The organism is Stenotrophomonas sp. K-6 (genome assembly GCF_056861555.1).
In genome coordinates this window covers 293,581-316,350 of the sequence record NZ_JBSPUC010000003.1, presented here as the reverse complement: position 1 = coordinate 316,350, position 22,770 = coordinate 293,581, and the positions used below count along the sequence as shown (strand labels likewise).

21 protein-coding genes are annotated in these 22,770 nt (G+C 66.2%); 11 read left to right on the top strand and 10 right to left on the bottom strand.

The genetic code is table 11. The features are described from left to right. Window positions 1–5: 5 nt before the first annotated feature. The 4 genes from AC13F7_RS11815 to ligA form a co-directional block, all read right to left on the bottom strand. The gene (locus tag AC13F7_RS11815; RefSeq protein ID WP_481470682.1) at window positions 6–704 is read right to left on the bottom strand and encodes a DUF3011 domain-containing protein; all 699 of its coding nucleotides are present in this window, start codon (window positions 702–704) and stop codon (window positions 6–8) included. A gap of 134 nt (window positions 705–838) precedes the next feature. Continuing rightward, window positions 839–1,783 (bottom strand): EF-P lysine aminoacylase EpmA, encoded by a 945-nt coding sequence (gene epmA / locus AC13F7_RS11810; RefSeq protein WP_483000499.1) that lies wholly within the window; start codon window positions 1,781–1,783, stop codon window positions 839–841. Then, a complete protein-coding gene (locus AC13F7_RS11805) occupies window positions 1,780–2,265 on the bottom strand; it encodes an N-acetyltransferase family protein (protein WP_481470672.1) in 486 nt (161 codons plus the stop codon). The genes epmA and AC13F7_RS11805 overlap by 4 nt, the downstream gene beginning before the upstream one ends. A 52-nt stretch (window positions 2,266–2,317) precedes the next feature. Beyond that, on the bottom strand, window positions 2,318–4,780 hold the full coding sequence (gene ligA, locus AC13F7_RS11800; protein WP_483000497.1) for an NAD-dependent DNA ligase LigA: 2,463 nt from the start codon (window positions 4,778–4,780) through the stop codon (window positions 2,318–2,320). A gap of 126 nt (window positions 4,781–4,906) precedes the next feature. On the opposite strand from ligA, the gene AC13F7_RS11795 reads away from it, so the two are divergent. Then, complete coding sequence (locus tag AC13F7_RS11795) at window positions 4,907–6,028, top strand: pyridoxal phosphate-dependent aminotransferase (protein WP_483000495.1); 1,122 nt, start codon at window positions 4,907–4,909, stop codon at window positions 6,026–6,028. A 27-nt stretch (window positions 6,029–6,055) separates the two neighbouring features. Here AC13F7_RS11795 and zipA read toward each other — a convergent pair whose 3' ends face one another. From zipA to AC13F7_RS11765, 6 genes are all read right to left on the bottom strand, one after another. Next, window positions 6,056–6,793 (bottom strand): cell division protein ZipA, encoded by a 738-nt coding sequence (zipA, locus tag AC13F7_RS11790; protein WP_481470675.1) that lies wholly within the window; start codon window positions 6,791–6,793, stop codon window positions 6,056–6,058. Window positions 6,794–6,840: 47 nt separating this feature from the next. Next, complete coding sequence (gene smc, locus AC13F7_RS11785; protein ID WP_483000492.1) at window positions 6,841–10,344, bottom strand: chromosome segregation protein SMC; 3,504 nt, start codon at window positions 10,342–10,344, stop codon at window positions 6,841–6,843. 674 nt (window positions 10,345–11,018) lie between these two features. Next, window positions 11,019–11,471: a 50S ribosomal protein L9 gene (gene rplI / locus AC13F7_RS11780; RefSeq protein WP_123729653.1), complete on the bottom strand. Its 453-nt coding sequence runs from the start codon at window positions 11,469–11,471 to the stop codon at window positions 11,019–11,021. A gap of 156 nt (window positions 11,472–11,627) precedes the next feature. After that, on the bottom strand, window positions 11,628–11,858 hold the full coding sequence (gene rpsR, locus AC13F7_RS11775) for a 30S ribosomal protein S18 (protein ID WP_002804494.1): 231 nt from the start codon (window positions 11,856–11,858) through the stop codon (window positions 11,628–11,630). Between the two features lie 11 nt (window positions 11,859–11,869). Beyond that, complete coding sequence (gene rpsF, locus AC13F7_RS11770) at window positions 11,870–12,307, bottom strand: 30S ribosomal protein S6 (protein ID WP_346470754.1); 438 nt, start codon at window positions 12,305–12,307, stop codon at window positions 11,870–11,872. 168 nt (window positions 12,308–12,475) lie between these two features. Continuing rightward, on the bottom strand, window positions 12,476–12,814 hold the full coding sequence (locus tag AC13F7_RS11765; protein WP_481470683.1) for a HesB/IscA family protein: 339 nt from the start codon (window positions 12,812–12,814) through the stop codon (window positions 12,476–12,478). A 185-nt stretch (window positions 12,815–12,999) separates the two neighbouring features. On the opposite strand from AC13F7_RS11765, the gene asnS reads away from it, so the two are divergent. The 10 genes from asnS to AC13F7_RS11715 all read left to right on the top strand — a co-directional run bounded on the left by asnS (window position 13,000) and on the right by AC13F7_RS11715 (window position 22,753). Then, on the top strand, window positions 13,000–14,394 hold the full coding sequence (asnS, locus tag AC13F7_RS11760) for an asparagine--tRNA ligase (RefSeq protein WP_481470677.1): 1,395 nt from the start codon (window positions 13,000–13,002) through the stop codon (window positions 14,392–14,394). Between the two features lie 23 nt (window positions 14,395–14,417). After that, window positions 14,418–14,723: a hypothetical protein gene (locus AC13F7_RS11755; protein ID WP_483000489.1), complete on the top strand. Its 306-nt coding sequence runs from the start codon at window positions 14,418–14,420 to the stop codon at window positions 14,721–14,723. Beyond that, window positions 14,720–15,034, top strand: coding sequence for a hypothetical protein (locus tag AC13F7_RS11750; RefSeq protein ID WP_088434176.1), 315 nt, complete (start codon window positions 14,720–14,722; stop codon window positions 15,032–15,034). Before AC13F7_RS11755 ends, AC13F7_RS11750 begins: the two co-directional genes overlap by 4 nt. A gap of 7 nt (window positions 15,035–15,041) precedes the next feature. Continuing rightward, complete coding sequence (locus AC13F7_RS11745) at window positions 15,042–15,680, top strand: FMN-binding negative transcriptional regulator (protein ID WP_483000487.1); 639 nt, start codon at window positions 15,042–15,044, stop codon at window positions 15,678–15,680. A gap of 75 nt (window positions 15,681–15,755) precedes the next feature. Next, window positions 15,756–16,418 (top strand): carbonate dehydratase, encoded by a 663-nt coding sequence (can, locus tag AC13F7_RS11740; RefSeq protein WP_346470750.1) that lies wholly within the window; start codon window positions 15,756–15,758, stop codon window positions 16,416–16,418. Window positions 16,419–16,442: 24 nt separating this feature from the next. Next, complete coding sequence (locus AC13F7_RS11735; RefSeq protein WP_483000485.1) at window positions 16,443–16,970, top strand: 3-hydroxyanthranilate 3,4-dioxygenase; 528 nt, start codon at window positions 16,443–16,445, stop codon at window positions 16,968–16,970. Between the two features lie 981 nt (window positions 16,971–17,951). After that, complete coding sequence (kynU, locus tag AC13F7_RS11730) at window positions 17,952–19,229, top strand: kynureninase (protein WP_483000483.1); 1,278 nt, start codon at window positions 17,952–17,954, stop codon at window positions 19,227–19,229. A gap of 34 nt (window positions 19,230–19,263) precedes the next feature. Then, the gene (locus AC13F7_RS11725; protein WP_483000481.1) at window positions 19,264–20,631 is read left to right on the top strand and encodes an FAD-dependent oxidoreductase; all 1,368 of its coding nucleotides are present in this window, start codon (window positions 19,264–19,266) and stop codon (window positions 20,629–20,631) included. Next, on the top strand, window positions 20,631–22,070 hold the full coding sequence (gene sbcB, locus AC13F7_RS11720) for an exodeoxyribonuclease I (RefSeq protein ID WP_483000479.1): 1,440 nt from the start codon (window positions 20,631–20,633) through the stop codon (window positions 22,068–22,070). The genes AC13F7_RS11725 and sbcB overlap by 1 nt, the downstream gene beginning before the upstream one ends. Further along, complete coding sequence (locus AC13F7_RS11715) at window positions 22,067–22,753, top strand: DUF2461 domain-containing protein (RefSeq protein ID WP_019184359.1); 687 nt, start codon at window positions 22,067–22,069, stop codon at window positions 22,751–22,753. Before sbcB ends, AC13F7_RS11715 begins: the two co-directional genes overlap by 4 nt. Window positions 22,754–22,770: the final 17 nt, after the last annotated feature.

Below are 22,770 nucleotides of genomic sequence, written 5' to 3'. Positions count from 1 at the left end.
GGCGCTCAGTTGACCGCGAATTCGGCGCGGCAGCCCTTGTCCACCCAGACCCCACGGCTGTCCCAGCCCCAGCTGCTGCCCTGCTCGCAGGGCGTGCCGGACAGCTGCTTGTTGAGCGTGACACCGTGGGTGATCCCGGCACCACAGAACCGGCGCTGGCGCGACTTGGACTCGCAGACCAGGATGCGCGGTACGTTGAGGAAGCCACTGCCATCGGCGGCCCCCACTTCAAACTCGCCCTGGCAGCCGCGGGTCACCCAGATCTCATTGCGGCGATAGCCCCAGCTGTGACCTTCGCGGCACGGCAGCGAGGTGAGCTGGCGAAGCAGACGGACCGGCGCGCCCTGCAGGACGACCGGACAACTCTGCGGGCGACCATTGGATTCGCAGCGCACCACGCGGCGGGTGCGGCGTTCGCCATCGGCGCGGGTGGCAGCAACGGCAGTCCGTGCGCGGAACTCGGCGCGGCAGCCCAGCGTGACCCAGATACCGGAACGGTCAGTGCCCCACTCCGAACCACGCACACAGCTGTTGTCGGAAAGCTGGCGGATCAGATCGACGCCGCGTTCGGTGGGGATGTCGCAGTGCACCCACTCCATGTCGCGTGATTCGCATCGCACCACTTCGCCGGCATATCCGCCCGGCTGCGCGAGCGCCGTCTCCGGCATCAGCGCAGTCCACAGCAACACCGGCCACAGGGGCATGCCCGCGCCTGACAACAGCTTCATCAACACGATCCCCGCCACGCTTGAACGATCACACGACCACCTTGGGACATCCCGTGTGATCAGAGCATCATCATGCAGCCCGTGCAAGACGCGAATGCGTCAAGAACAGCTCACGCCCGGGCGAAATCGAAGGCCAGCACGTCGGCGATCCGGCCGGTGCGGTTCATCGCCATCAACAGGCGGTCCACGCCGACCGCGACGCCTGCGCAATCGGGCAGCGCCGGCAGGGCCGCCAGCAGGTGTTCATCCAGCGGCGGCAGCACGTCGCCCCGTGCGGTGCGGATCGCATGGTCGCGCTCGAAACGGGCACGTTGCTCAGCCGCATCGTTCAGCTCGTGATAGCCGTTGGCCAGCTCCACACTGCCCAGGTAGAGCTCGAAGCGCTCGGCCAACGCCGGCGCCCCCGGACGAATCCGCGCCAGTGCCGCCTGCGTGGCTGGCCAATCGTGCACCACCGTCATCGTGTCGTCACAGAAGTGCGGTTGGATGCAATGGGTCATCAGCAGATCGAGCCAATCGTCGCGGGTGAGCCCCTCGGCATCGATGCGGACGTCGGCCAGCGGTGCCTGCAGCTGGTCCAGGCTGGCCTCGAACGGGTCCAGCCCAACGTGCCGCTGGTAAAGACCGCGGTAATCGATCACCTCCACGGTGGCCTCGCGCTGGACCAGGTGCAGCGCCGCGCGCACCAGCTCGGCCGTCTCGTCGATCAATCGATGGTGATCCCAACCGACCCGATACCACTCCAGCATGGTGAACTCGGGGTTGTGGCGCCCCCCCGCCTCGCCATTACGGAACACGCGGCCGAGTTCGTAACAGTCCCCCACCCCGGCGGCGAGCAACCGCTTGAGCGGAAACTCCGGGGAAGTGCGCAGCCAGCGTTGCGGCGTGCCCGCATCGACGTGCCCACTGAAAGGGGTGTGGAAACTGTCGATGTTCGGTTCGGTGTTGCCGGCTGCGGACAGGATCGGCGTTTCCACCTCCAGCACATTGCGCGCGGCGAAGAAGCTGCGGATCAGTGCATTGAGCGCGGCACGCTGCCGCAGCGCGGCGATCATGCGCGCGCGTCCTTCAGGCGCTGCGCAAGCGGCAGGGTCAGCAGGTCACGGGTGTCATCCACATAGCCGGTGGCCAGGTACAGCCGGCGCGCCAGTTCGTTGTGGTGGTTCACTTCCAGCCGCATGCGTTCCACGCCGCGTGCGTTCGCACGCTGTTCCAGGATGGCCAACGCCTGCTTGCCGCGGCCGCGGCCGCGTGCGGCGTGGCTCAGGTACAGCTCGTCCAGCAGCGCGAAGTGACCGCCCTGCTCCAGGCTGAAGCCCATCGCCAGCGCGCCGTAGCCGACCACGCTGCCCGCCTCGTCCAGCCACAACAGCACTTCACCGTTGCGCGGATCTTCCAGCAGCGACGCGAGGGCCCTGCGCACGCGGGTGTCGTCGAAATCGAGTTTGTCTTCCGCGTAGAAATCACGCATCAGCCCGATCAGCAGCGCGGTGTCGGCCACGGTGGCCAGGCGGAAATCGAGGGGGGCGGTATGCATGCGGTTTCTCTTGGAAGGACGAAGCGCGGGGCACGGCGGCCCCGCGACAGATTCAGTGCTGCGCCAGGAAGGCCACCAGCTGGTCTTCGTCCCAGACCGGAACACCCAGCTCCTGCGCCTTGGTCAGCTTGGAACCGGCCTCGGCACCGGCGACCACGAAGGACGTCTTCCTGGAGACACTGCCGGCCACCTTGGCGCCCAGCGCTTCCAGCCGCGCCTTGGCCTCGTCACGGTTCATCTGCGTCAGCGTGCCGGTCAGGACAGCGGTCTGGCCCTCCAGCGGACCGGCAACCTGTTCGGCCTGTTCCGGCGCCAAGGCCAGCAGCCTCTGACGGTAGTCCTCGGCCTTGAGCAGCATCGGACCATGGCCTTCGCGGTCCAGCCAGTCGGCAAGGCCCATGGCCACTTCGTTGGGCAGGCCGGCGGCCACGAAGCGCACCGGCTCGGCATCCAGCACCGAGGCAGCGTCGGGCAGCATCGCCACCAGCTTCTCGGCGCGCAGGCGGGTGATGCCCGGAATCTCTGCCTCGACCAGCAGCTGCGCGAAATCCAGACCCTCGCGCAGCTTGGCGATCGGCGGATGCACATCGCTGATCCGCACCTGGCCGACCTGCAACAGTGCATCGATCGCCTCCTGGTTGCCGGCCTGCTCGAAGAAGTGGCCGAGCGAGCGTGCGACTTCGCCACCGATGTCCGGCACGCGCTTGAACAGCGGCCAAGGCAGGTGCCGGATCAGCTCCAGATCACCGAACCAGGTTGCCAGGGCCTTGGCGGTGCTCTCGCCCACGTGTTCGATGCCGAGCGCGAACAGCAGGCGTTCCAGCGTCGTGGTGCGGCTGGCGTCGATCGCTGCGATCAGGTTGTCGGCCCACTTGGTCGCGATCTTCTTCGTGTTCCAGGCGAACGTGGCCGGCATCGCCAGCGCCTGCGCGCGCCACGACTCATCGCTGGCATCGAGCTTGAGAATGCCACGCAGGTAATCGCCACTGCCTTCCGGCGGCAGGTGCAGCGCGATCTGGCTGGCCAGGGCCTCGGGCGACTCGGCATCCAGCACCAGTTTCAGCTGCAGCAGTTGGTCGCGCTGCAGGCGATACAGATCGGCCACGCCACGCACGATGCCCGCATCGACCAGCGTCTCGATGTACTTGCCGCCCAGACCGTCGATATCCATCGCACGGCGCGAAGCGAAGTGCGCGATGGCTTCCTTGCGCTGCGCGGGACAGCTCAGCTCACCCGAGCAGCGCCAGGCGGCCTCACCCTCTTCGCGGACGATCTCCGCACCGCACACCGGGCACTGCGACGGCATCTGCCACGGGGTAGTACCGGCGGGGCGACGGTCGGCGATCACGCTGACCACTTCCGGGATCACATCGCCGGCGCGACGCACGATCACCGTATCGCCCACGCGGACATCCAGACGCGCGATCTGATCGGCGTTGTGCAGCGTCGCGTTGGAGACGATCACACCAGCCACCGCGACCGGCGCCAGACGCGCCACCGGGGTTGCCGCGCCCGTGCGGCCGATCTGGATCTCGATCGCCTCCACCGTGGTGGTCTGTTCCTGCGCCGGGAACTTGTGCGCGATCGCCCAGCGCGGGGCGCGCGCAACGAAGCCCATCTGCTCCTGGCCGGCGCGGTCATCGAGCTTGTAGACAACGCCGTCGATATCGAACGCCAGGCCATCGCGGCACTCGCCGATATCACGGTAGTAAGCGAGCAGCCCGTCCGCGCCTTCCACCACCTGGCACAGGTCGCTGACCGGAAAGCCCCATGCACGCAGCTGGGCGAGTGTGGCCGAGTGGGTGGGCGGCAGTTCACCGCCGTCGACCTCGCCGATGCCATAGGCGTAGAAACTGAGCTTGCGCTTGGCGCTCATCTTCGGATCCAGCTGGCGCAGCGAGCCGGCCGCGGCGTTGCGCGGATTGGCCAGCACCTTGCCGTCATGCAGGCGGGCATCGGCGTTGTAGGCCTCGAAATCGACGCGGGCCATATAGACCTCACCACGCACTTCCAGCACTTCGGGCCAGCCTTCGCCGTTGAGCGTCTGCGGGATCACACTGATCTGGCGCAGGTTGGCACTGACATCTTCACCGGTGGCGCCATCGCCCCGGGTTGCGCCCTGTACGAAGCGGCCGTTCTCGTAGCGCAAGCTGATCGCCAGACCGTCGAGTTTGGGTTCGGCGGAAAAATGCAGCGTGCTGCGGCGCAGGCGCTCGCCGATGCGGCGCACGAAATCCTGGACCTCCTCATCGCTGAAGGCGTTGCCCAGCGACAGCATCGGCACCGCGTGGCGGACCTCGGCGAAGCGCGAAGAGGCCTTGCCACCGACCTGCCGGGTGGGCGAGTCGGCCGCGGCCAGCTCCGGGTGCGCCTGTTCGATCGCCTCCAGCTCCCGCACCAGCAGGTCGTACTCGACGTCAGGAATCAGCTGCTCGTCGCGCTCGTGGTATGCCTTGCCGGCATCCTCGATCTGGCGGCGCAGGACATCGGCACGTGCGGCGGGGCTGGGGGTCATGCGGAAGGCGATCCTGGTGGGGCGGTCAATTTTACCCCTCCCCCCGCTCCTGCGCGCAGTGAAGAACGCTTGCCGCCGGTTCGCAGTGGCGTTAGGTTGCGCCGAACCCCTTTCTGCCGGTGCACCGTGCCCCCTGCCCTTGCCGCTTCCCGTCGCTCGTTCCTGCAACTGGCCGGTACCGGTCTGGCGTTGTCCGGCCTGGGGGCACTGCCTGCATCGGCTGCGCCCTCGCGCGCGCTCCCGGCCAGCACAGGACCGGTGCTGCTGAACTTCAACGAATGCCCGTATGGGCCGTCGCCCGCCGCGCAGGCCGCGGCACGCGACATCGTCGCCGGCAGCGGGCGGTATCTGTTCGCACTGGCCGGCGAGCTGCGCGACCTGTTCGCCCAGCAGGAAGGCATCGGCAAGGATCGCGTGCGGTTCTATCCCGGTTCGAGCGAACCGCTGAACCGGGCGGCCGTCGTATGGACCTCGGCGACAGCCGGGCTGGTCGTCGCTGATCCGACCTTCGAAGCGCTGGGCGATCTTGCTGCTGCGCGCGGGGCCACCGTGGCCAAGGTGCCCTTGCGTGCGGACGGTGCGCACGACGTGCGCGCAATGGCCGCTGCCGCCGCGCGGGTCAACGCCGGGCTGCTGTATCTCTGCAACCCCAACAATCCCACCGGCTCGATCACCTCCGCCACCGACATCGCCTGGCTGCTGTCCAACAAGCCCGCGCAGACCCGGGTGCTGGTCGACGAAGCCTACCTGCAGTACAGCGGGCAGCGCTCGGTGATCGCCCAAGTGATGCAACGCGACGATGTGATCGTGCTGCGCACCTTCTCCAAGCTCTACGGCATGGCCGGACTGCGCCTGGGTGTGGCGGCCGCGCATCCGGATCGGCTGAAGGAACTGGCCAGCCTCGGCGACAACCCCCTACCGGTCACGGCGATGGCGGCAGGCCTGGCGAGCCTGCGTGATCCCGGGCTGATCGCGCAGCGCAGGGCGGAGAATGCGCTGGTTCGGCAGGACACCGTTGCGTGGCTGGGCAAGCGCGGCTTTGCGTGCGTGCCGTCGGAAGCGAACTGCTTCGTGGTCGATGTGCAGCGTGACGGCGCCGCCTTCTCTGCCGCCATGGCCGCGCGCGGCGTGGTGATCGGCCGCAGCTGGCCGATCTGGCCGCAGCGCGTGCGCGTGACCGTCGGGACCGCCGCCGAGATGGCGCGGTTCCGTGAGGCGTTCGAGGTCGTGGTCAGCGAGAACGGGTAGAGCCGACCGTTGGTCGGCTCCACTTCATCACCAGCGCGGTGCTTTGGTGAGCGGCGGGGCCTGATGCTGGCGGTCGTAGGCACGCAGCTCGTCGCGGATGTGCGCGATGCGCTGGCGGCCCAATGCGTTGCGGCTGTCATCGAGTACCACGCCGTCCAGCAGCTCGCCCATGCGCTGCACGGTCGGCAGCATCTTTTCCCAGGCATCCAGCGCGGTCAGCGGTGCCGGCAGGGTCAGGAAGAAGGCGATCGCCGGCGTTTCCATCTCGCGGATGTTGGCCATGTCGAAACTACCCGGCTTCATGATGCTGGCCATCGAGAAGATCGGGCCGCGCTCCGGGTGGCCTTCGACCAGGCGATGGAAGACATTCATGTGGCCGAATACCAGGCCGGTCTTTTCCGCGGCGACCACAATGTCTTCGCCACGCAGCTGCTCGCCCGCACGGGCGGCGACGAACAGCGAGACGATCTTGTCGAAATCCTGGGTGGCGCGCTTGCCAAGGTCACTGGCCGGGCCAGCATCCACCTCGGGCAGACCGAGTTCGGGCTGGGTCACGCCATCTTCGCCGACGACGGGCGCAGCGCCCTCGGCCGGGGCTTCGCCCTCGCCCAGTACGGGCTCGCGGCGCTGGCCGTTGGTGCCTTCAGCACCTTCGACGCGGCGGCCCTGCACTTTCTTTTTTGGACGGCCAAACAGGAAGATCGCAGCGATCAACAGCAGGCCGGCGGCCAGGATGCCGATGCGGAGCAGTGCCATGTCGGACATTCGGGAAGTTCTCCGGCTAAATCATTCAGGTACTTAAGGATGGCACGTCACGCCGCGCCCGCCAATCGCGCGGCTTCCTCCAGGTCGACACTGACCAGTCGGCTGACGCCCGGTTCGCGCATGGTCACGCCGGAAAGCTGGTGTGCTGCCTCCATCGTGGCCTTGTTGTGGCTGACAAACAGGAACTGAACCTTCTCGCTCATTTCCTTGACCATGTTGGCCAGGCGGCCGACGTTGGCTTCGTCCAGCGGCGCGTCCACCTCGTCCAGCAGGCAGAACGGCGCTGGGTTGAGCTGGAAGATCGCAAACACCAGCGCCACCGCGGTCATCGCCTTCTCGCCACCGGACAGCAGCGAGATGCTCGACACCCGCTTGCCCGGCGGCCGCGCCATGATCGCAACACCGGTGTCGAGCAGGTCTTCACCTGTCAGCTCAAGGTACGCGTGGCCGCCGCCGAACAGTCGCGGATACAGCTGCTGGACGCCGGCATTGACCCGGTCGAAGGTGTCCTTGAAGCGGCCGCGGGTTTCGCGGTCGATCTTGCGGATGGCATCTTCCAGCGTTTCCAGCGCGGTGGTGAGGTCGGTGTTCTGCGCGTCCAGATACTCCGAACGCTGTGAGGCCTCGCCATATTCCTGGATGGCGGCCAGGTTCACCGGCTCCAGGCGACGCATGCGGCCGTCGATCTGATGGACCGTCTGTTCCCAATCGGTGATGCGCGCATCCTCGGGCAGGCCGTTGATCACGTCCTGCAGCACGAAGCCGGCCTTCTCCACCGAGGCCGACAGCTGGTCGGCACTGAGCACCAGCGCCTGCTGGTCGAGTTTGCGCTGGGAAATCCGCTCGCGCTGCGCAAGTGCCTGTTCGTCGCGCTGGTGGCGCGTCTGTTCGAAAGTGCGCAACTCGGCATCGATGCCATCCAGCAACGTGCGCGCCTCACCCAACACACGGTCGGCGCGCACCCGCTCACCAAGCGCGTTCTGATGCTCGGCTTCCAGCGCCTTGACCGGCGAATCACCTTCATCCAGCTGCGAGTGCAGCTCACCCAGACGCGTGTCCAACTGGCCTCGCTGAGTGCTCATGCGCTCCAGCGCCTGGCTCAACGATGCAATCTGCGCGCGTTGCGATTCCAGGGTCAGGGCCAGCGAATGCGCCGCTTCGCGTACGTTGCGTGCCTGATCGCGCGCCTGATCACGGGCATCGGTGAACTGGCGGCGCTCACCCTCCAGCGCGGCGCGGACCGACTCCAGATCGCCCATGCTGGTCACTGCATCGTCCAGCCGCGCGCGTGCTTCACGCACCTGCTCGCGGCCGGCATCCAGCGTTTCCAGCAGCTGCACCAGTTCGCCTTCGATGCGATCGATGCGGGTGCGTGCAGCCTCCACCTTGCCCTGCTGACTCTGCAGCTGACCACCAAGTTCGGAGACGCTGCGATGGGCCAGGTACAACTGGCGCTGTGCGTCCTCGCGCTGCTGCTCGCCGGCCAGCAACTGGTCACGGAATCCGGCCAGCTGCTGTTCCAGGGCCGCTTCGCGGTCCTGCAGCGTTTCAATCTGCTCGCGCAGGGTAACGATCTCTCGCTCACGCAGCAGCGCGCCCTGCTTCGCGGCACCGGAGCGCGACACGCGCACCCAGCCCTCGCCCAAGCGCTCGCCACCGCGGGTAATCACCGAGTCGCCGTCACCCAGCGTGGCCTGCAGTGCACGCGCCGACGCAAGATCGTCGGCCGCGTGCAGGCGCGCCAGCAGGCGACGGATCGCGGTCGGGCCCTGCACCTTCGCCGCCAGCGACGTCGGCGCAACGGTCAGCGCCTCCTGTTCGGCCGACACCAGCGCGATGCGGCCTTCGCCAAGTTCGCTCAGCGCATCGACCAGTGACTCCGGGGAATCGACCAGCACACCCTCGATCAGCTGACCGAGCGCGCTTTCCACGGCGTTCTCCCAGCCGCTTTCCACGGTCAGGCGCTCGCCGACGCGCGCACCGGAGTCCAGCCCCCGTGCCTTCAGCCATGCCACGGCGGCACCCTGCTCCTGACCCAAGGCGGCCTGCTGCAGGGTTTCCAGCGAGGACAACCGGCCGCGTGCGGCCTGGGCCTGCTTGCGGATCTCGGCCAGCTCGGTCTGCCCGGTGCGCTGGCGATCCTGCAGCCCGGCCACGGCAAGTTTGCGTTCTTCCACCTGCTCGTTGAGTGTGTCCAGTGAGGCCTTCTGGGTCTCGTGCTGGATATGCAGCTCCTCGAACACCTCGGCCAATGCGTCCAGATCCAACCCGGCGCGCTCGGCCTGCAGCGACTCGCGACGGCGGTCGGCTTCCAGCACCTGGCGGTCCAGATAGTCCACGCGGGTGCGCTCGACTTCACCGGCGCGCGAGGCTTCCGAGGTATTGCGGGTATGGGCTTCCCAGCGCTGCTGCCAATCGGCCAGCCGCGCCTCGGCATCGCGCAGGGCTTCCTGCTTGATTTCGTTTTCTTCCTGCAACTGCTCCAGGCGCGGCTCGGCATCGTCCACCGCCTCGCGCAACACCATCAGCTTGGCCTCATCGCCACTGATGTGTTGACCCAGATCGGCCAGCGCCTGCTGTGCCTCATCGCGCGCCTTGTTCAAGCGCTGCGACATCTCGCGCTGGTGATGGATCTGCTGTTCCAGTCGGGCCAGCGTGCTGCCGACCTGGTACACCTCGGCCTGCGCGGTATTGAGCGCATCGGAGGCTTCTTCGCGGCGCAGGCGGCTGGTTTCGATACGGGCTTCGGCGTCACGCTGTTCGGCGATCAACTGCTGCAGACGCGTTTCCTCGCGCGACAGCGCTTCGCGCAGGCCGCCCAGGCGCCCATCCAGGCCGCGGTATTCCAGCGCCTTCCACTCGGCGTCCTTGATCTTGCGTTCTTCCTGCAGCGCCTGGTATTGCTCGGCCTGCCGCGCTTGGCGCTTGAGATGCTCGAGCTGCTTGCCGATTTCCTCGCGAAGATCGCCGAGGCGATCCAGGTTTTCGCGGGTGTGGCGGATACGGGTTTCGGTTTCCTTGCGGCGCTCTTTGTACTTGGAGATGCCGGCGGCCTCTTCCAGGTACACACGCAGGTCTTCTGGCCGGGCCTCGATGATCTGGCTGATCATGCCCTGCTCGATGATCGAGTAGCTGCGCGGCCCCAGGCCGGTGCCGAGAAACAGATCGGTGATGTCGCGCCGGCGGCATTTGGTGCCGTTGAGGTAATAGTTGCTGCTGCCGTCGCGGCTGACCTGGCGCTTGACCGAGATCTCGTTGAACGAGGCGTACTCGCCGGAGATGGTGTGGTCGGTGTTGTCGAAGATCAGTTCGACGGTGGCCTGCGAGACAGGCTTGCGGGCGGAGGAGCCGGAGAAGATGACGTCGGTGAGCGAGTCGCCGCGCAGGCGGCTGGCGGAGCTTTCGCCCATGACCCAGCGCACGGCGTCGATGATGTTGGATTTGCCACAGCCATTGGGCCCCACCACGCCGGTCATGTTGGTCGGCAGGTGCAGCGTGGTCGGATCGACGAAGGATTTGAATCCGGACAGCTTGATCGTGGACAGACGCATGGCGTGATGGTTTTCCGGGCGAAGGCCTGAAACGACCCCCACCATGGTGGATTACGGAGCGGATTTACCCTTCAAACCATTGATGTTGCAGGGCTTCAATGGTCCTGGGGGCGACGCGATAGCCTGAGTATAACGGGGCGGGTGTTCAGCGGGCTGCGGGTGTGGATGTTGGGCTTAGCTGGAGCTGGAGCCAAGGCAGAAGCGGCATTTCAGGTTAGTGCGTGGCGGGACGGCGTGGGTGGGGTCGCGGGACCCGCCGTGAACCCATCCATTTGAAGCGGGGGTAAAGCCACGCCATGCGCGGCTGGGGCGGTACGGAAAGCAAGAGCGTGGATCTACCTGGGCCTGGACCCGGAGCATGCCGACTTGGGCACCGCCCGCCACAGCCACCGGAAGCCAGCTCTTCCCACCGCCCGGACGGGATACTTGGCTGGAGGGTGCCGGGTAGCCTGGGCTGGGACCGTAATGCGCCATGGATGGCGCATTTCGAGCCCCCATGGACGGGTTTACGGCGGGTCCCGGCCCAGGCTACCCGGCGCCCTCCCCCTGATGTCATCAAGGCGCCAAGCCGTTGCCGTTGCCGTTGCCGTTGCCGTTGCCGTTGCTACCGCCAAAAACAAAAACGGGCGCCCTCGCGGGCACCCGTTTCAGTGACTCCTGCCTTTCGGCAGGGATCAGGCCTTTTCGGCTTCCACAACCACCTTGACGGTGGTTTCCACGTCGGCGTGCAGGTGAACAGTCACCTCGTACTCGCCCACGTTGCGGAAGGCGCCTTCGCCCAGGATCACTTCGCTTTTTTCCAGCGGCAGGCCGGCAGCGGTGAAGGCTTCGGCGATATCGCGCGGGCCAACCGAACCGTACAGCTTGCCTTCGGTCGACGCGTTCGCAGCGATCGTGACGCTCTTGCCTTCCAGCTTCGCCTTGCGGGCTTCGGCGTCAGCGTGGATCGACTGGGCCTTGGCTTCGTAATCAGCGCGCTTGGCTTCGAACTCAGCCACGTTGGTCGCGGTGGCCGGAACGGCCTTGCCGGTCGGAACGAGGAAGTTGCGGCCGTAGCCCGGCTTCACGTCGACCAGATCGCCCAGACCGCCGAGGTTGGTGACCTTCTGAAGAAGAATCAGCTTCATGGTGTAGCTCCAAATATGTATTCGTTAGCGAGGCTCAGGCCCCGCAGCGGATGGCTGTCCGAATATCCGAACGGCGAATCCTTAAAACCGCCCGACGCCTTGCAGCGCGGGCGGCCGGATCCGCGAAAGCGGCGACCGACAGGCCGCCCGCCTTCATCAGACGTCGTGGTTGTCGGTGTACGGAATCAGGGCCAGGAAACGGGCGCGCTTGACGGCCGTTGCCAGCTGGCGCTGGTACTTCGACTTGGTACCGGTCACGCGGCTCGGCACGATCTTGCCGTTCTCGGTGAGGTACTGGCGCAGGGTGTTGAGATCCTTGTAATCGATCTCCTTGACACCTTCGGCCGTGAACTTGCAGAACTTGCGACGACGGAAGAACTTGGACATGTCAGTGCTCCTTAAGCGGCCGAAGCGGCGTCTTCGCCGGCATCGTTGTCAGCGGCGGGGGTGGTTTCGCCTTCTTCGTCATCACGACGACGACGCTCGCCACGCTCGGGCTTGTCGCCCTTCTCGTCCTTGCTCTTCATGATCAGCGACTGCTCGGTGTCAGCCTCGTCACGCTTGATGACAAGGTTGCGCAGCACGGCGTCGTTGAAGCGGAAGCTTTCCACCAGCTCGCTCAGCACGGCCTGGTCGCACTCGATGTTGAGCATGACGTAGTGGGCCTTGACCAGGTTCTGGATCGGGTAAGCCAGCTGACGACGGCCCCAATCTTCCAGACGGTGGATGGTGCCGTTGCCGTTCTCGACCAGCGCCTTGTAGCGCTCGATCATGGCCGGGACCTGTTCGCTCTGGTCCGGGTGGACCAGGAACACGACTTCGTAATGACGACTCATGTGTTTTTACCTTTCGGATGTGGCCCTTTGAGGGCCGGACAGCCCCCCGCAGGTGAACGCGGTGGGGCAAGGGTCCTGCCCGGAATCAGGCAGGAAGCCGCGCATTGTGGCAGCAGAAGGCCTTACAGGCAAGCCGGGCAGGCGGAACAGGCCCGGCGCGCGGGCGAATCAGGCCTTGTCGGCCTCGGTGGTGAAGCTCTCGCCGCAGCCGCATTCAGCCGTCGCGTTCGGGTTCCTGAACGTGAAGGTCTCGCTCAGGCCGTGCTTGCCGAAGTCGATTTCGGTGCCGTCGACTAGGCCCAGGCTAGTGGCATCCACATAGATGCGGACCCCATCCTGCTCGAAGACGGTGTCGCCCTCGCGCTCATCGCGGGCCAGATCGGTGATGTGGCCCCAGCCGGAACAGCCGGTGCGGGTCACGCCGAAACGCAGGCCCAGCGCGCCGGGGGTCTGCTCGACGAACTTGCGCACACGGGCAAAGGCAACAGGGGTAAGGCTTACGGCCATGACAGGCAACTCCAGCGGATCGTGATCATTATAGAGGGTATGGCGCGGCCCGGCTTCGGCGGCCATAGCTGCGGTTCACACCGCGCGCAGCCCCCGGCGGACGCGAGAAATGCCTCGCAAGCCGAACACCGCACCCGTTAAACTCCGTGTTCAGAGATCGAGTCGATCAACAGAGGATTCAAGTCATGACGGTGGTCAGCGTTGAACATGCGCTTGCCGGGAAGATCCCGGAAGGCGGCGAGGCAACAGTACGCGGATGGGTCCGCACGGTGCGCGGCTCTGCGGCGCTTGCCTTCGTCAATGTCACCGATGGCTCCTGCTTCGCCCCCATCCAGGTGGTGGCCAATGACACCCTGGCCAATTTCGACGACATCAAGAGCCTGACCCCGGGCTGCTCGGTGATCGCCCGCGGCACCCTGGTCAAGTCCCAGGGCAAGGGTCAGTCCTTCGAGATCCAGGCCAGCGACATCGAGATCGTCGGCCTGGTCGAAGATCCACTGACCTACCCGATCCAGCCCAAGCCGATGAGCCCGGAGTTCCTGCGGGAAGTGGCGCACCTGCGCCCGCGCACGAACCTGTTCGGTGCGGTCACCCGCATCCGCAACTGTCTGGCCCAGGCCGTGCACCGTTTCTTCCACCAGAACGGCTTCAACTGGATCAGCACCCCGATCGTGACCACGTCCGATGCCGAAGGTGCCGGCCAGATGTTCCGGGTCTCGACCCTGGACATGGCCAACCTGCCGCGCAACGACAAGGGCGAGGTGGATTTCAGCCGCGATTTCTTCGGCAAGGAAACCTTCCTGACCGTGTCCGGCCAGCTGAACGTGGAGGCTTACTGCCTGGCGCTGAGCAAGGTCTACACCTTCGGCCCGACCTTCCGTGCCGAGAATTCCAACACCACCCGCCATCTGGCCGAGTTCTGGATGATCGAGCCGGAAATCGCCTTTGCCGATCTGGCCGAAGACGCGCGCCTGGCCGAGCAGTTCCTGAAGTACCTGTTCCGCGCGGTGCTCGATGAGCGTGGCGATGACCTGGCCTTCCTGGCCGAGCGCGTGGACAAGAACGCGGTCACCAAGCTGGAAGGTTTCATCAACGCCCCGTTCGAGCAGATCGACTACACCGAAGCGGTGAAGCTGCTGCAGAACTCGGGCAAGAAATTCGACTTCCCGGTCGAATGGGGCCTGGACCTGCAGACCGAGCACGAGCGCTGGCTGACCGAAGAACACATCGGCCGCCCGGTGGTGGTGACCAACTACCCCGAGCACATCAAGGCGTTCTACATGCGCCTGAACGACGACGGCAAGACCGTCGCGGCGATGGACGTGCTGGCCCCGGGCATCGGCGAGATCATCGGCGGCAGCCAGCGCGAAGAGCGCCTGGATGTGCTGGATGCGCGCATGGCGCAGTTCGGCCTGGATCCGGCGCACTACGGCTGGTACCGCGATTTCCGCCGCTACGGTTCGGTGCCGCACGCCGGTTTCGGCCTGGGCTTCGAGCGCCTGGTGGTCTACGTCTGCGGGCTGAGCAACATCCGCGATGCGATCCCCTACCCGCGCGCACCGGGCAGCGCCGAATTCTGATCGACCTACGGAGGCACTGAGCCATGACCCTGTTCTTCGCGCTGTGTTTCGTCGGCGTGGCGATCGCCGGGTTCAGTGCCTTCGTGATCTTCTGGCCGCTGACCCTGGTCCACATCCGCGACCGCCACCCGGTGCTGGCGGATCGTTTCGGCACGGGCGCATTCCTGCGCCCGGATGCGCTGCGCTGGCTGCTCGGCCGCGATTATCGCCAGAGCAGCGATCGCTCGCTGACCGGCCTGGCCGCGCCGGCCTGGCTTTCCCTGCTGACGCTGCTTGCTGGACTGGGCATGGCTGCCCTGCTCTGGCTGCTTTCGATGGTAATCACATGAACGACAATACCTCCCACCACGACGAGTGGTTCCTGGCCAGCCTCGGCAACACGCTGATCTGGGCCCGCCTGCGCGTGCGCCCGGCCGGCACCGCCGAGGTGCTGGACAGCGACGGCAACACGCTGAGCTACGACAGCGAAGACACCGCACGCTCGCAGCTGTTCGACGCCGAGTTCGTCGCCTACGACGGGCTGGATGAAGAAGACGCCCTGGTGCGCGGCTTCTCGCTGCATGAAGTGCAGCCGCCACAGGCCGACAGCGACGACGCACTGCACGGTCGCATGATCCAGAGCCTGGGCGCCCGCGCGTAACCTGACGATGTTCATCCCGTCCGCCTTCGTCGAGACCGACCTGATCTGGCTGGACCGGCTGCTGGCGCGCGATGCCTTCGTCACGCTGGTCACCACCGGGGCCGACGGTCTGCCGCAGGCCACGCGGATGCCGGTGCTGTACCGACGCGACGCCGACGGCATCCTGATCGAAGGTCACTGGGCCAAGCCCAACCCGCAGGCCGGCCATGCCGGCCCCGCGTTGATGCTGGTGCACGGCCCGCATGCATACGTGTCGCCGGGCTGGTATCCGGACAAGGCCGCACAGGCACGCGTGCCGACCTGGAACTACGCCGCCGCGGAACTGCGTGGCGTGCTGGAACCGACCACCGATCCGGACACATTGATCGCCATGCTGGACGGCCTGAGCGCGCACTACGAAGCGCAGGTCGGCGGCGACTGGGATCTGCTGCCGATCGAGCCCCGCCAGCAGCGCATGCTCGGCGGCATCGTCGGTTTCCGTTTCCGCCCGGCGCAGGTGCAGATCAAACTCAAGCTCAGCCAGAACCACCCCGAGGCCAACCAGTCCAGCGTGATCGATGCGCTGTCGGCACTGGACGCCCCGGCATCTCGCGAGCTGGCGCAGTGGATGCGCTGGCGCCGTGAGGGCGGCACTGCCGCCGACTGACCCTCCCTATTTCCTGCGACGACGCGGCCACGCTGGCCGCGCCTTGCCCCCACCCGACGCCAGGGACCCCGCACGATGAAAGACATCCACAAGCTGCTGCAGAACAACCGCGAATGGGCCGACCGGATCGAGAAAGAAGACCCGGAGTTCTTCCACCAGCTGGCCAAGCAACAGCACCCGGAATACCTATGGATCGGCTGCTCCGACTCCCGTGTACCGGCCAACCAGATCATCGGCATGGCACCGGGCGAGGTGTTCGTGCACCGCAACGTGGCCAACGTGGTGGTGCATACCGATCTGAACTGCCTGAGCGTGATCCAGTACGCGGTGGATCAGCTGAAGGTGAAGCACATCCTGATCGTTGGCCATTACGGCTGCGGCGGCGTGCACGCCAGCTTGAACAACACGCGCGTCGGCCTGGCCGACAACTGGCTGCGCCACGTGGGTGACGTGGCGCAGAAGCACTCGGCGATCATGGACGCGATCGAGGACCCGGCGCTGAAGCATGCGCGCCTGTGCGAGTTGAACGTGATCGAGCAGGTGGTCAACGCCTGCCGCTCGACGATTGTGCAGGACGCCTGGGCACGCGGCCAGAAGCTGATGGTGCACGGCTGGGTATACAGCCTGAAGGATGGCCGGGTGCGTGAGATGGGCATCGATGTGGGCGCACCGGAAGAGCTGCAGGCGGCCTACGAAAAGGCGTTGTCCTACGTGCCGCGCCACGGTCGGCGCGACTGATCCTTCCTTTTACGGACAGCCCCCATGCTTGCCTCCCCCATCAATCTGCTCGGCTGGATCGAGGAAAACCGGCATCTGTTGAAGCCGCCGGTCGGCAACAAGATGATCGAGAACGGCGATTTCATCGTGATGGTGGTCGGCGGCCCGAACAGCCGCACGGATTTTCATTACGACGAGGGCCCGGAGTGGTTCTATCAGCTTGAAGGCGAGATGACGCTGAAGGTGCAGGAGGATGGCGCGGTGCGCGACATTCCGATCCGTGCGGGGGAGATTTTCCTGTTGCCGGGCGGTGTACCGCATTCGCCGCGCCGCCCGCCGGGCGGTGTGGGTCTGGTGGTGGAGCGCAAGCGGCTGGCGCATGAGCGCGACGGGTTGATGTGGTTCTGCGAGCGGTGCAATCACAAGTTGTACGAGGAGTTTTTCGCGCTGGAGAACATCGAGACGGATCTGCCGAAGGTGTTTGATCGCTATCACTCCTCGCTGGAGTTGCGCACGTGCGATGCGTGCGGGCATGTGGATCCGTTGCCTGTGAAGGTGGCTGTTGAGGGGTGATGGTTCGCTCGCTTCAAGGCGTCAGCACTTGAGGGCTTGAGAGGCTGAGAGCTTTAGAGCTTTAGAGCCGGCGGTTGAGGTGCCTGCGAGTGGGCCGGCGGGGGTGGATTTCCGGGACCCGCCGCAAGTACGTCCATGTAGGCTCGTAGTGCGGCATCCATGCCGCACACGGCCCCGGAAATCCACCCCCACCGACCCATCCACACTTCGTCGGTGCGCATGGAAAAGAGCAGAGCTGGAGCTAGCGCGGCTGCTGCTGCTTCTGCTGCTTCTGCTTCTGCTTCTGCTTCTGTGATTGTGACTGCGCCTGCTGATACGGCGCCGCAGCCGCGCGGGCAAAATCAAGCTGCGCTGGTCCCAGTGCCACCAACCTCGGCACAGGCATAAATGACAATGACTGCGACTGCGACTGCGACTGCGACTGCGACTAAGTCTGGACCAGCTCCGAAAGTTGAAGCGAAGACCGACCAAATGGGCGAGCAAGCGCCGACGCGGTGTTCGATCATGGCCGGCAACATGCATCAACGAGTGGATGCATCATCCACCGATGTCAGCTCGCCGGCCCTGAACCCCAAGGATGCAACCTAGAGCACCCACAAGGCGTGGGTAGTGCCCGCCTTTACCCTGCGCACCAGCCAATTGTCAGCGGGCCGGTGTGGGTGGGTCTGCTGCGCACCCCCCATGTGTCCGCGGCCCGGTGGGGGGGGGTGGCCAGGCCCGTGTGCGGCATGGATGCCGCACTACGAGCCTACACGGACGTACTTGCGGCGGGTCCAGCAGACCCACCCACACCGGCCCGTACACTGGAACGTCACCCCGTACGCTTTGGCTTCGGCCTTGGCGTTGGCGCTGGGTCCGCCTCCGCCTTGAGCGCCAGCTACCAACCACCAGCCCACGCCAAATCAGCACCGCAAGCCAGATTCAGCCCACGCCCTCACCACCCGGATAAACTGTCAGCTCACTGACACCGCCGGTTGCACCATGTCCGAACTCCTCAGCCGCACCCATGCCGTTGCCCTGGACGCCGCCGACCCGCTGCGCACCCTGCGCAACGAATTCGTCTTCCCCCAGCACAACCACCGCGACCAGACCTACTTCGTCGGCAACTCGCTGGGACTGCAGCCGCGCGGCGCACGTGCCGCCGTCCAGGACGTCATGGATAAATGGGCCTCGCTGGCGGTAGAAGGTCACTTCACCGGCGACACCCAGTGGCTGCACTACCACCGCCTGGTGAGCGAACAGCTCGCCCGCGTCGTCGGCGCCCTGCCCAGCGAAGTCGTGGCGATGAACACCCTCAGCGTCAACCTGCACCTGATGATGGTCAGCTTCTACCGGCCCACCGCAGAGCGCCCCGTCATCCTCATGGAGGCCGGCGCCTTCCCGACGGATCGGCATGCAGTGGAATCGCAGATCCGCTTCCATGGCTTCAACCCCGATACCGATCTGATCGAAGTGCAGCCCGATGAGCCCAACGGCACCATCTCGCTGCAGGCCATCGAACGCGCCATCACCGAACATGGCCCGCGCCTGGCGCTGGTGCTGTGGCCTGGCGTGCAGTATCGCAGTGGCCAGGTATTCGATCTGGACGCCATCACCCGCATGGCGCGCCTGCAGGGCGCCCGCGTCGGCTTCGATCTGGCGCATTCGGTCGGTAATGTGCCGCTGCAGCTGCACGACATCGCGCCGGATTTTGCCGTGTGGTGCCATTACAAGTACCTCAACGCCGGCCCGGGCGCCGTCGCCGGTTGCTTCGTCCATGAACGCCATCATCGCGATACCACGCTGCCGCGCTTCGCCGGCTGGTGGGGCCATGAGGAAGCCACCCGCTTCAAGATGGCGCCGCAGTTCGTGCCCGCCGTCGGTGCCGAAGGCTGGCAGCTCAGCAATCCGCCGGTGCTGGGCCTTGCCCCGCTGCGCGCTGCCCTGGATGTCATCGACAAGGCCGGTGGCATCGACGCGCTGCGGACCAAATCGCTGCGCCTGACCGGCATGCTGGATGCGCTGGTGCGTGCGCGCCTGTCCGGCGTGCTGGAAGTACTGACGCCTTCGGAGCCGGATCGCCGCGGCTGCCAGCTTTCGCTGCGCGTGGCCGGTGGCCGCGAGCGCGGCCGCAGCCTGTTCGTGTACCTGCAGACCGTGGGCGTGCTCGGCGACTGGCGCGAGCCCGACGTGATCCGCATCTCGCCGACACCGCTCTATAACCGCTATCTCGACCTGCACCACTTCGTCGAGGAAGTGGAAGCCTGGGCCGGTCTTTGACCCGACCGCCCTCCCCGCCCCCACGGACATCGCCTTGATCGCTACCCCCTCCCGCTCGCTGAGCATCATCGGCGCTGGCCTGGCCGGTTCATTGCTGGCCATCCTGCTGTCCCGCCAGGGCTGGCAGATCACCTTGTATGAGCGCCGCGGCGATCCGCGCGTGAGCGATTACGAGTCCGGTCGCTCGATCAATCTGGCACTCGCTGAACGTGGCCGGCACGCGCTGCGCCAGGCCGGCGTCGAAGACGCGGTCATGGCCAAGGCGGTGATGATGCGTGGGCGCATGATCCACCCGCGCGACGGCGCGCCGCAGCTGCAACGCTACGGGCGCGACGACAGCGAAGTGATCTGGTCGATCCACCGCAAAGACCTCAACACCACGCTGCTGCAGCTGGCCGAGGATGCCGGTGCCACCGTGCACTTCCACCGCCGCCTGCATACGGTGGACTTTGACGCGGGCTACGCACGCTTCATCGATGACCGCGACGACCAGCCGCACGACATCCGCTTCGACACCCTGATCGGTGCCGACGGTGCCGGTTCGGCGCTGCGCGCGGCGATGAACCGCAAGCAGCCGCTGGACGAGCGCATCGACTTCCTGGATCACTCCTACAAGGAGCTGGAAATCCCGCCGACCGACGATGGCGGGTTCCGGATCGAGGCCAATGCGCTGCACATCTGGCCGCGCGGGCACTACATGTGCATCGCATTGCCGAACGACGAAGGCACGTTCACGGTCACCCTGTTCCTGCCCAATGAGGGCGATCCGAGCTTTGCCACCACCAACAGCGGGGCCGAGGCCGAGGCGCTGTTCGCGCGCGACTTTCCCGATGCGCTGCCGCTGATCCCGAACCTGCGCCGCGACTGGGAGCAGCATCCGCCGGGCCTGCTCGGCACGCTGCACCTCAAGCACTGGCACATGAAGGGCCGCGCGGTACTGATCGGCGATGCCGCCCACGCGATGGTCCCGTTCCACGGCCAAGGCATGAACTGTGCCTTCGAGGACTGCATCGCCCTGGCGGGGCATCTGCTGGAGCAGGAGTCGCTGGGCGAGGCCTTTGCTGCATTTGAAACGGACCGCAAGCCGAACGCCGAGGCGATCCAGCAGATGGCGCTGGAGAACTACCTGGAGATGCGCGACCGCGTGGCCGATCCGCAGTTCCTGCTGCAGCGTGAGCTGGAACAGGCGCTGCAGGCGCGCTGGCCGACCCGCTTTGTGCCGCACTACACGATGGTCACCTTTCTGCGTACCCCGTATGCCGTTGCGTTGGCGCGCACCGAGCTGCAGCGGCGCATGCTGGAGGAAGCCACTGCCGGGCACAACAGCCTGGCGCATATCGACTGGGCCGCACTGGAGCGGCTGGTCCACGAGCAACTGCCCGTCCTGGAGGGCGCGCACTGATGGCCGACAGCTTCCTGTTCTACGACCTGGAAACCTTCGGTCAGGACCCGCGCCGCACACGCATCGCGCAGTTCGCCGGTATCCGTACCGATGCCGATCTGAATATCCTCGACGCGCCGGTCAGCTTCTATGTCAAACCGGCCGACGACCTGTTGCCCTCGCCGATCGCCACCCTGATCACCAGCATCACCCCGCAGCACGCGCTCAGCGCCGGCGTCTCAGAGGCCGAGGCGTTCGCACGGATCAACGACCTGATGGCGCAGCCGGGCACCTGCTCACTGGGCTACAACACGCTGCGCTTCGACGATGAGTTCGTCCGCCACGGGCTGTTCCGCAACTTCTACGACCCCTACGAGCGCGAGTGGCGCAACGGCAATTCGCGCTGGGATCTGCTGGACATGATGCGACTGCTGCATGCACTGCGCCCGGACGGGATTGTCTGGCCGCAGCGCGAAGACGGCGCCACCTCGTTCAAGCTCGAGCATCTGGCCATCGCCAACAACGTCCGTCATGGCGATGCGCATGAAGCGCTGTCCGATGTCTACGCGACCATCGGCCTGGCGAAGTTGTTCAAACAGGCCCAGCCACGCCTGTGGGACTACGCGCTGAAGCTGCGCGACAAGCGCTTCGTGGGCAGCCTGCTGGATGTGGATGCGATGCAGCCGGTGCTGCACATCTCGATGCGCTACCCGGCCCAGCGCATGTGCGCCGCCCCCGTGCTGCCGCTGGCGCGCCATCCCTTCATCAACAACCGCATCATCGCGCTCGATCTGGAGGGCGACATCGAGCCGCTGATCGATCTGCCGCCGGAAACCATCGCCGCGCGCCTGTACACCCGCGCAGCCGACTTGGCCGAGGGGGAGCAGCGCGTGCCGCTCAAGGAAGTGCACCTCAACAAGGTCCCGGCGCTGGTGGCCTGGAACCACCTGCGTCCGGCCGACCATGCGCGCTTGGGCATCGACCCGGCCGCGATCGAGGCCAAGGCCGAGCGCCTGCGCCAGATCGGTCCCGCCCTGGCCGAGAAGGTGCGCCAGGTGTACTCGGGTGAGCGCACGCTCGCGCCGAGCGATGTGGACGCCTCGTTGTACGACGGTTTCCTCGCCGACGGCGACAAATCCCTGATGTCGCGAATCCGCACCAGCCCACCGGCCGAACTGGCCAGCTTCGCCGAGCGGCTGCGCGACCCGCGCATGCCCGAGCTGCTGTTCCGGTACCGCGCCCGCAACTACCTGGACACCCTGGACACCACCGAGCGCTCACGCTGGAACGACTATCGTCGCCAGCGCCTGCTCGGCGATGCATCGCTGGGCGAACAGACCCTGCCGCAGTTCACCGCGCAGCTGGATGCACTGGCCGCAGAGCATGCCGACGATGCAGGCAAGCTCGCCCTGCTGCAGCAGCTGCGCGACTGGGGCACCCACCTGCAGAGCAGCCTATGAGCACCTATTTCAGCCCGGCCACCTTCACGTTCCTGCGTGGCCTGGCCCGCAACAACGACAAGACCTGGTTCAACGAGCACAAGCCCAAGTACGAAGAGCACGTCCGGCAGCCGTTCCTGCGCCTGATCACCGATCTGCAGCCGGACCTGGCCGCGGTCAGCGAGCACTTCCGGGCCGACCCGCGCACCGTGGGCGGCTCGCTGTTCCGCATCTACCGCGATGCGCGCTTCTCCAACGACAAGTCGCCCTACAAGAGCTGGCAGGGCGCGCGCCTGTTCCATGAGCGCCGCAAGCAGGTACCGGCCCCGTCGTTCTATATCCACCTGCAGCCGGGCGAGAGTTTCGTCGGCGCGGGGCTGTGGCATCCCGAGCCGGCCACCCAGCGCAAGGTGCGGCACTTCATCGTCGACAACCCCGGCAGCTGGAAGGCGGCCGCGCATTCGCCGGTGCTGCGCAAGAAGTTCGATTTCGAGGAAAGCGAGAAGCTGGTGCGCGCCCCACGCGGGTTCGAGCCGGACTTCGAGTTCATCGACGATCTCAAGCACCGCAACTGGGTCTTCTGGCGCTCGCTGGACGACGCCACGATGACCGGCCCGCGCCTGCGCCAGACCATCGCGGCCGACCTGGTCACGCTGGCGCCCTTCGTGGATTACCTGTGCGCGGCGCTGGACCTGGAGTTCTGAACTTCACGCGCACTGAC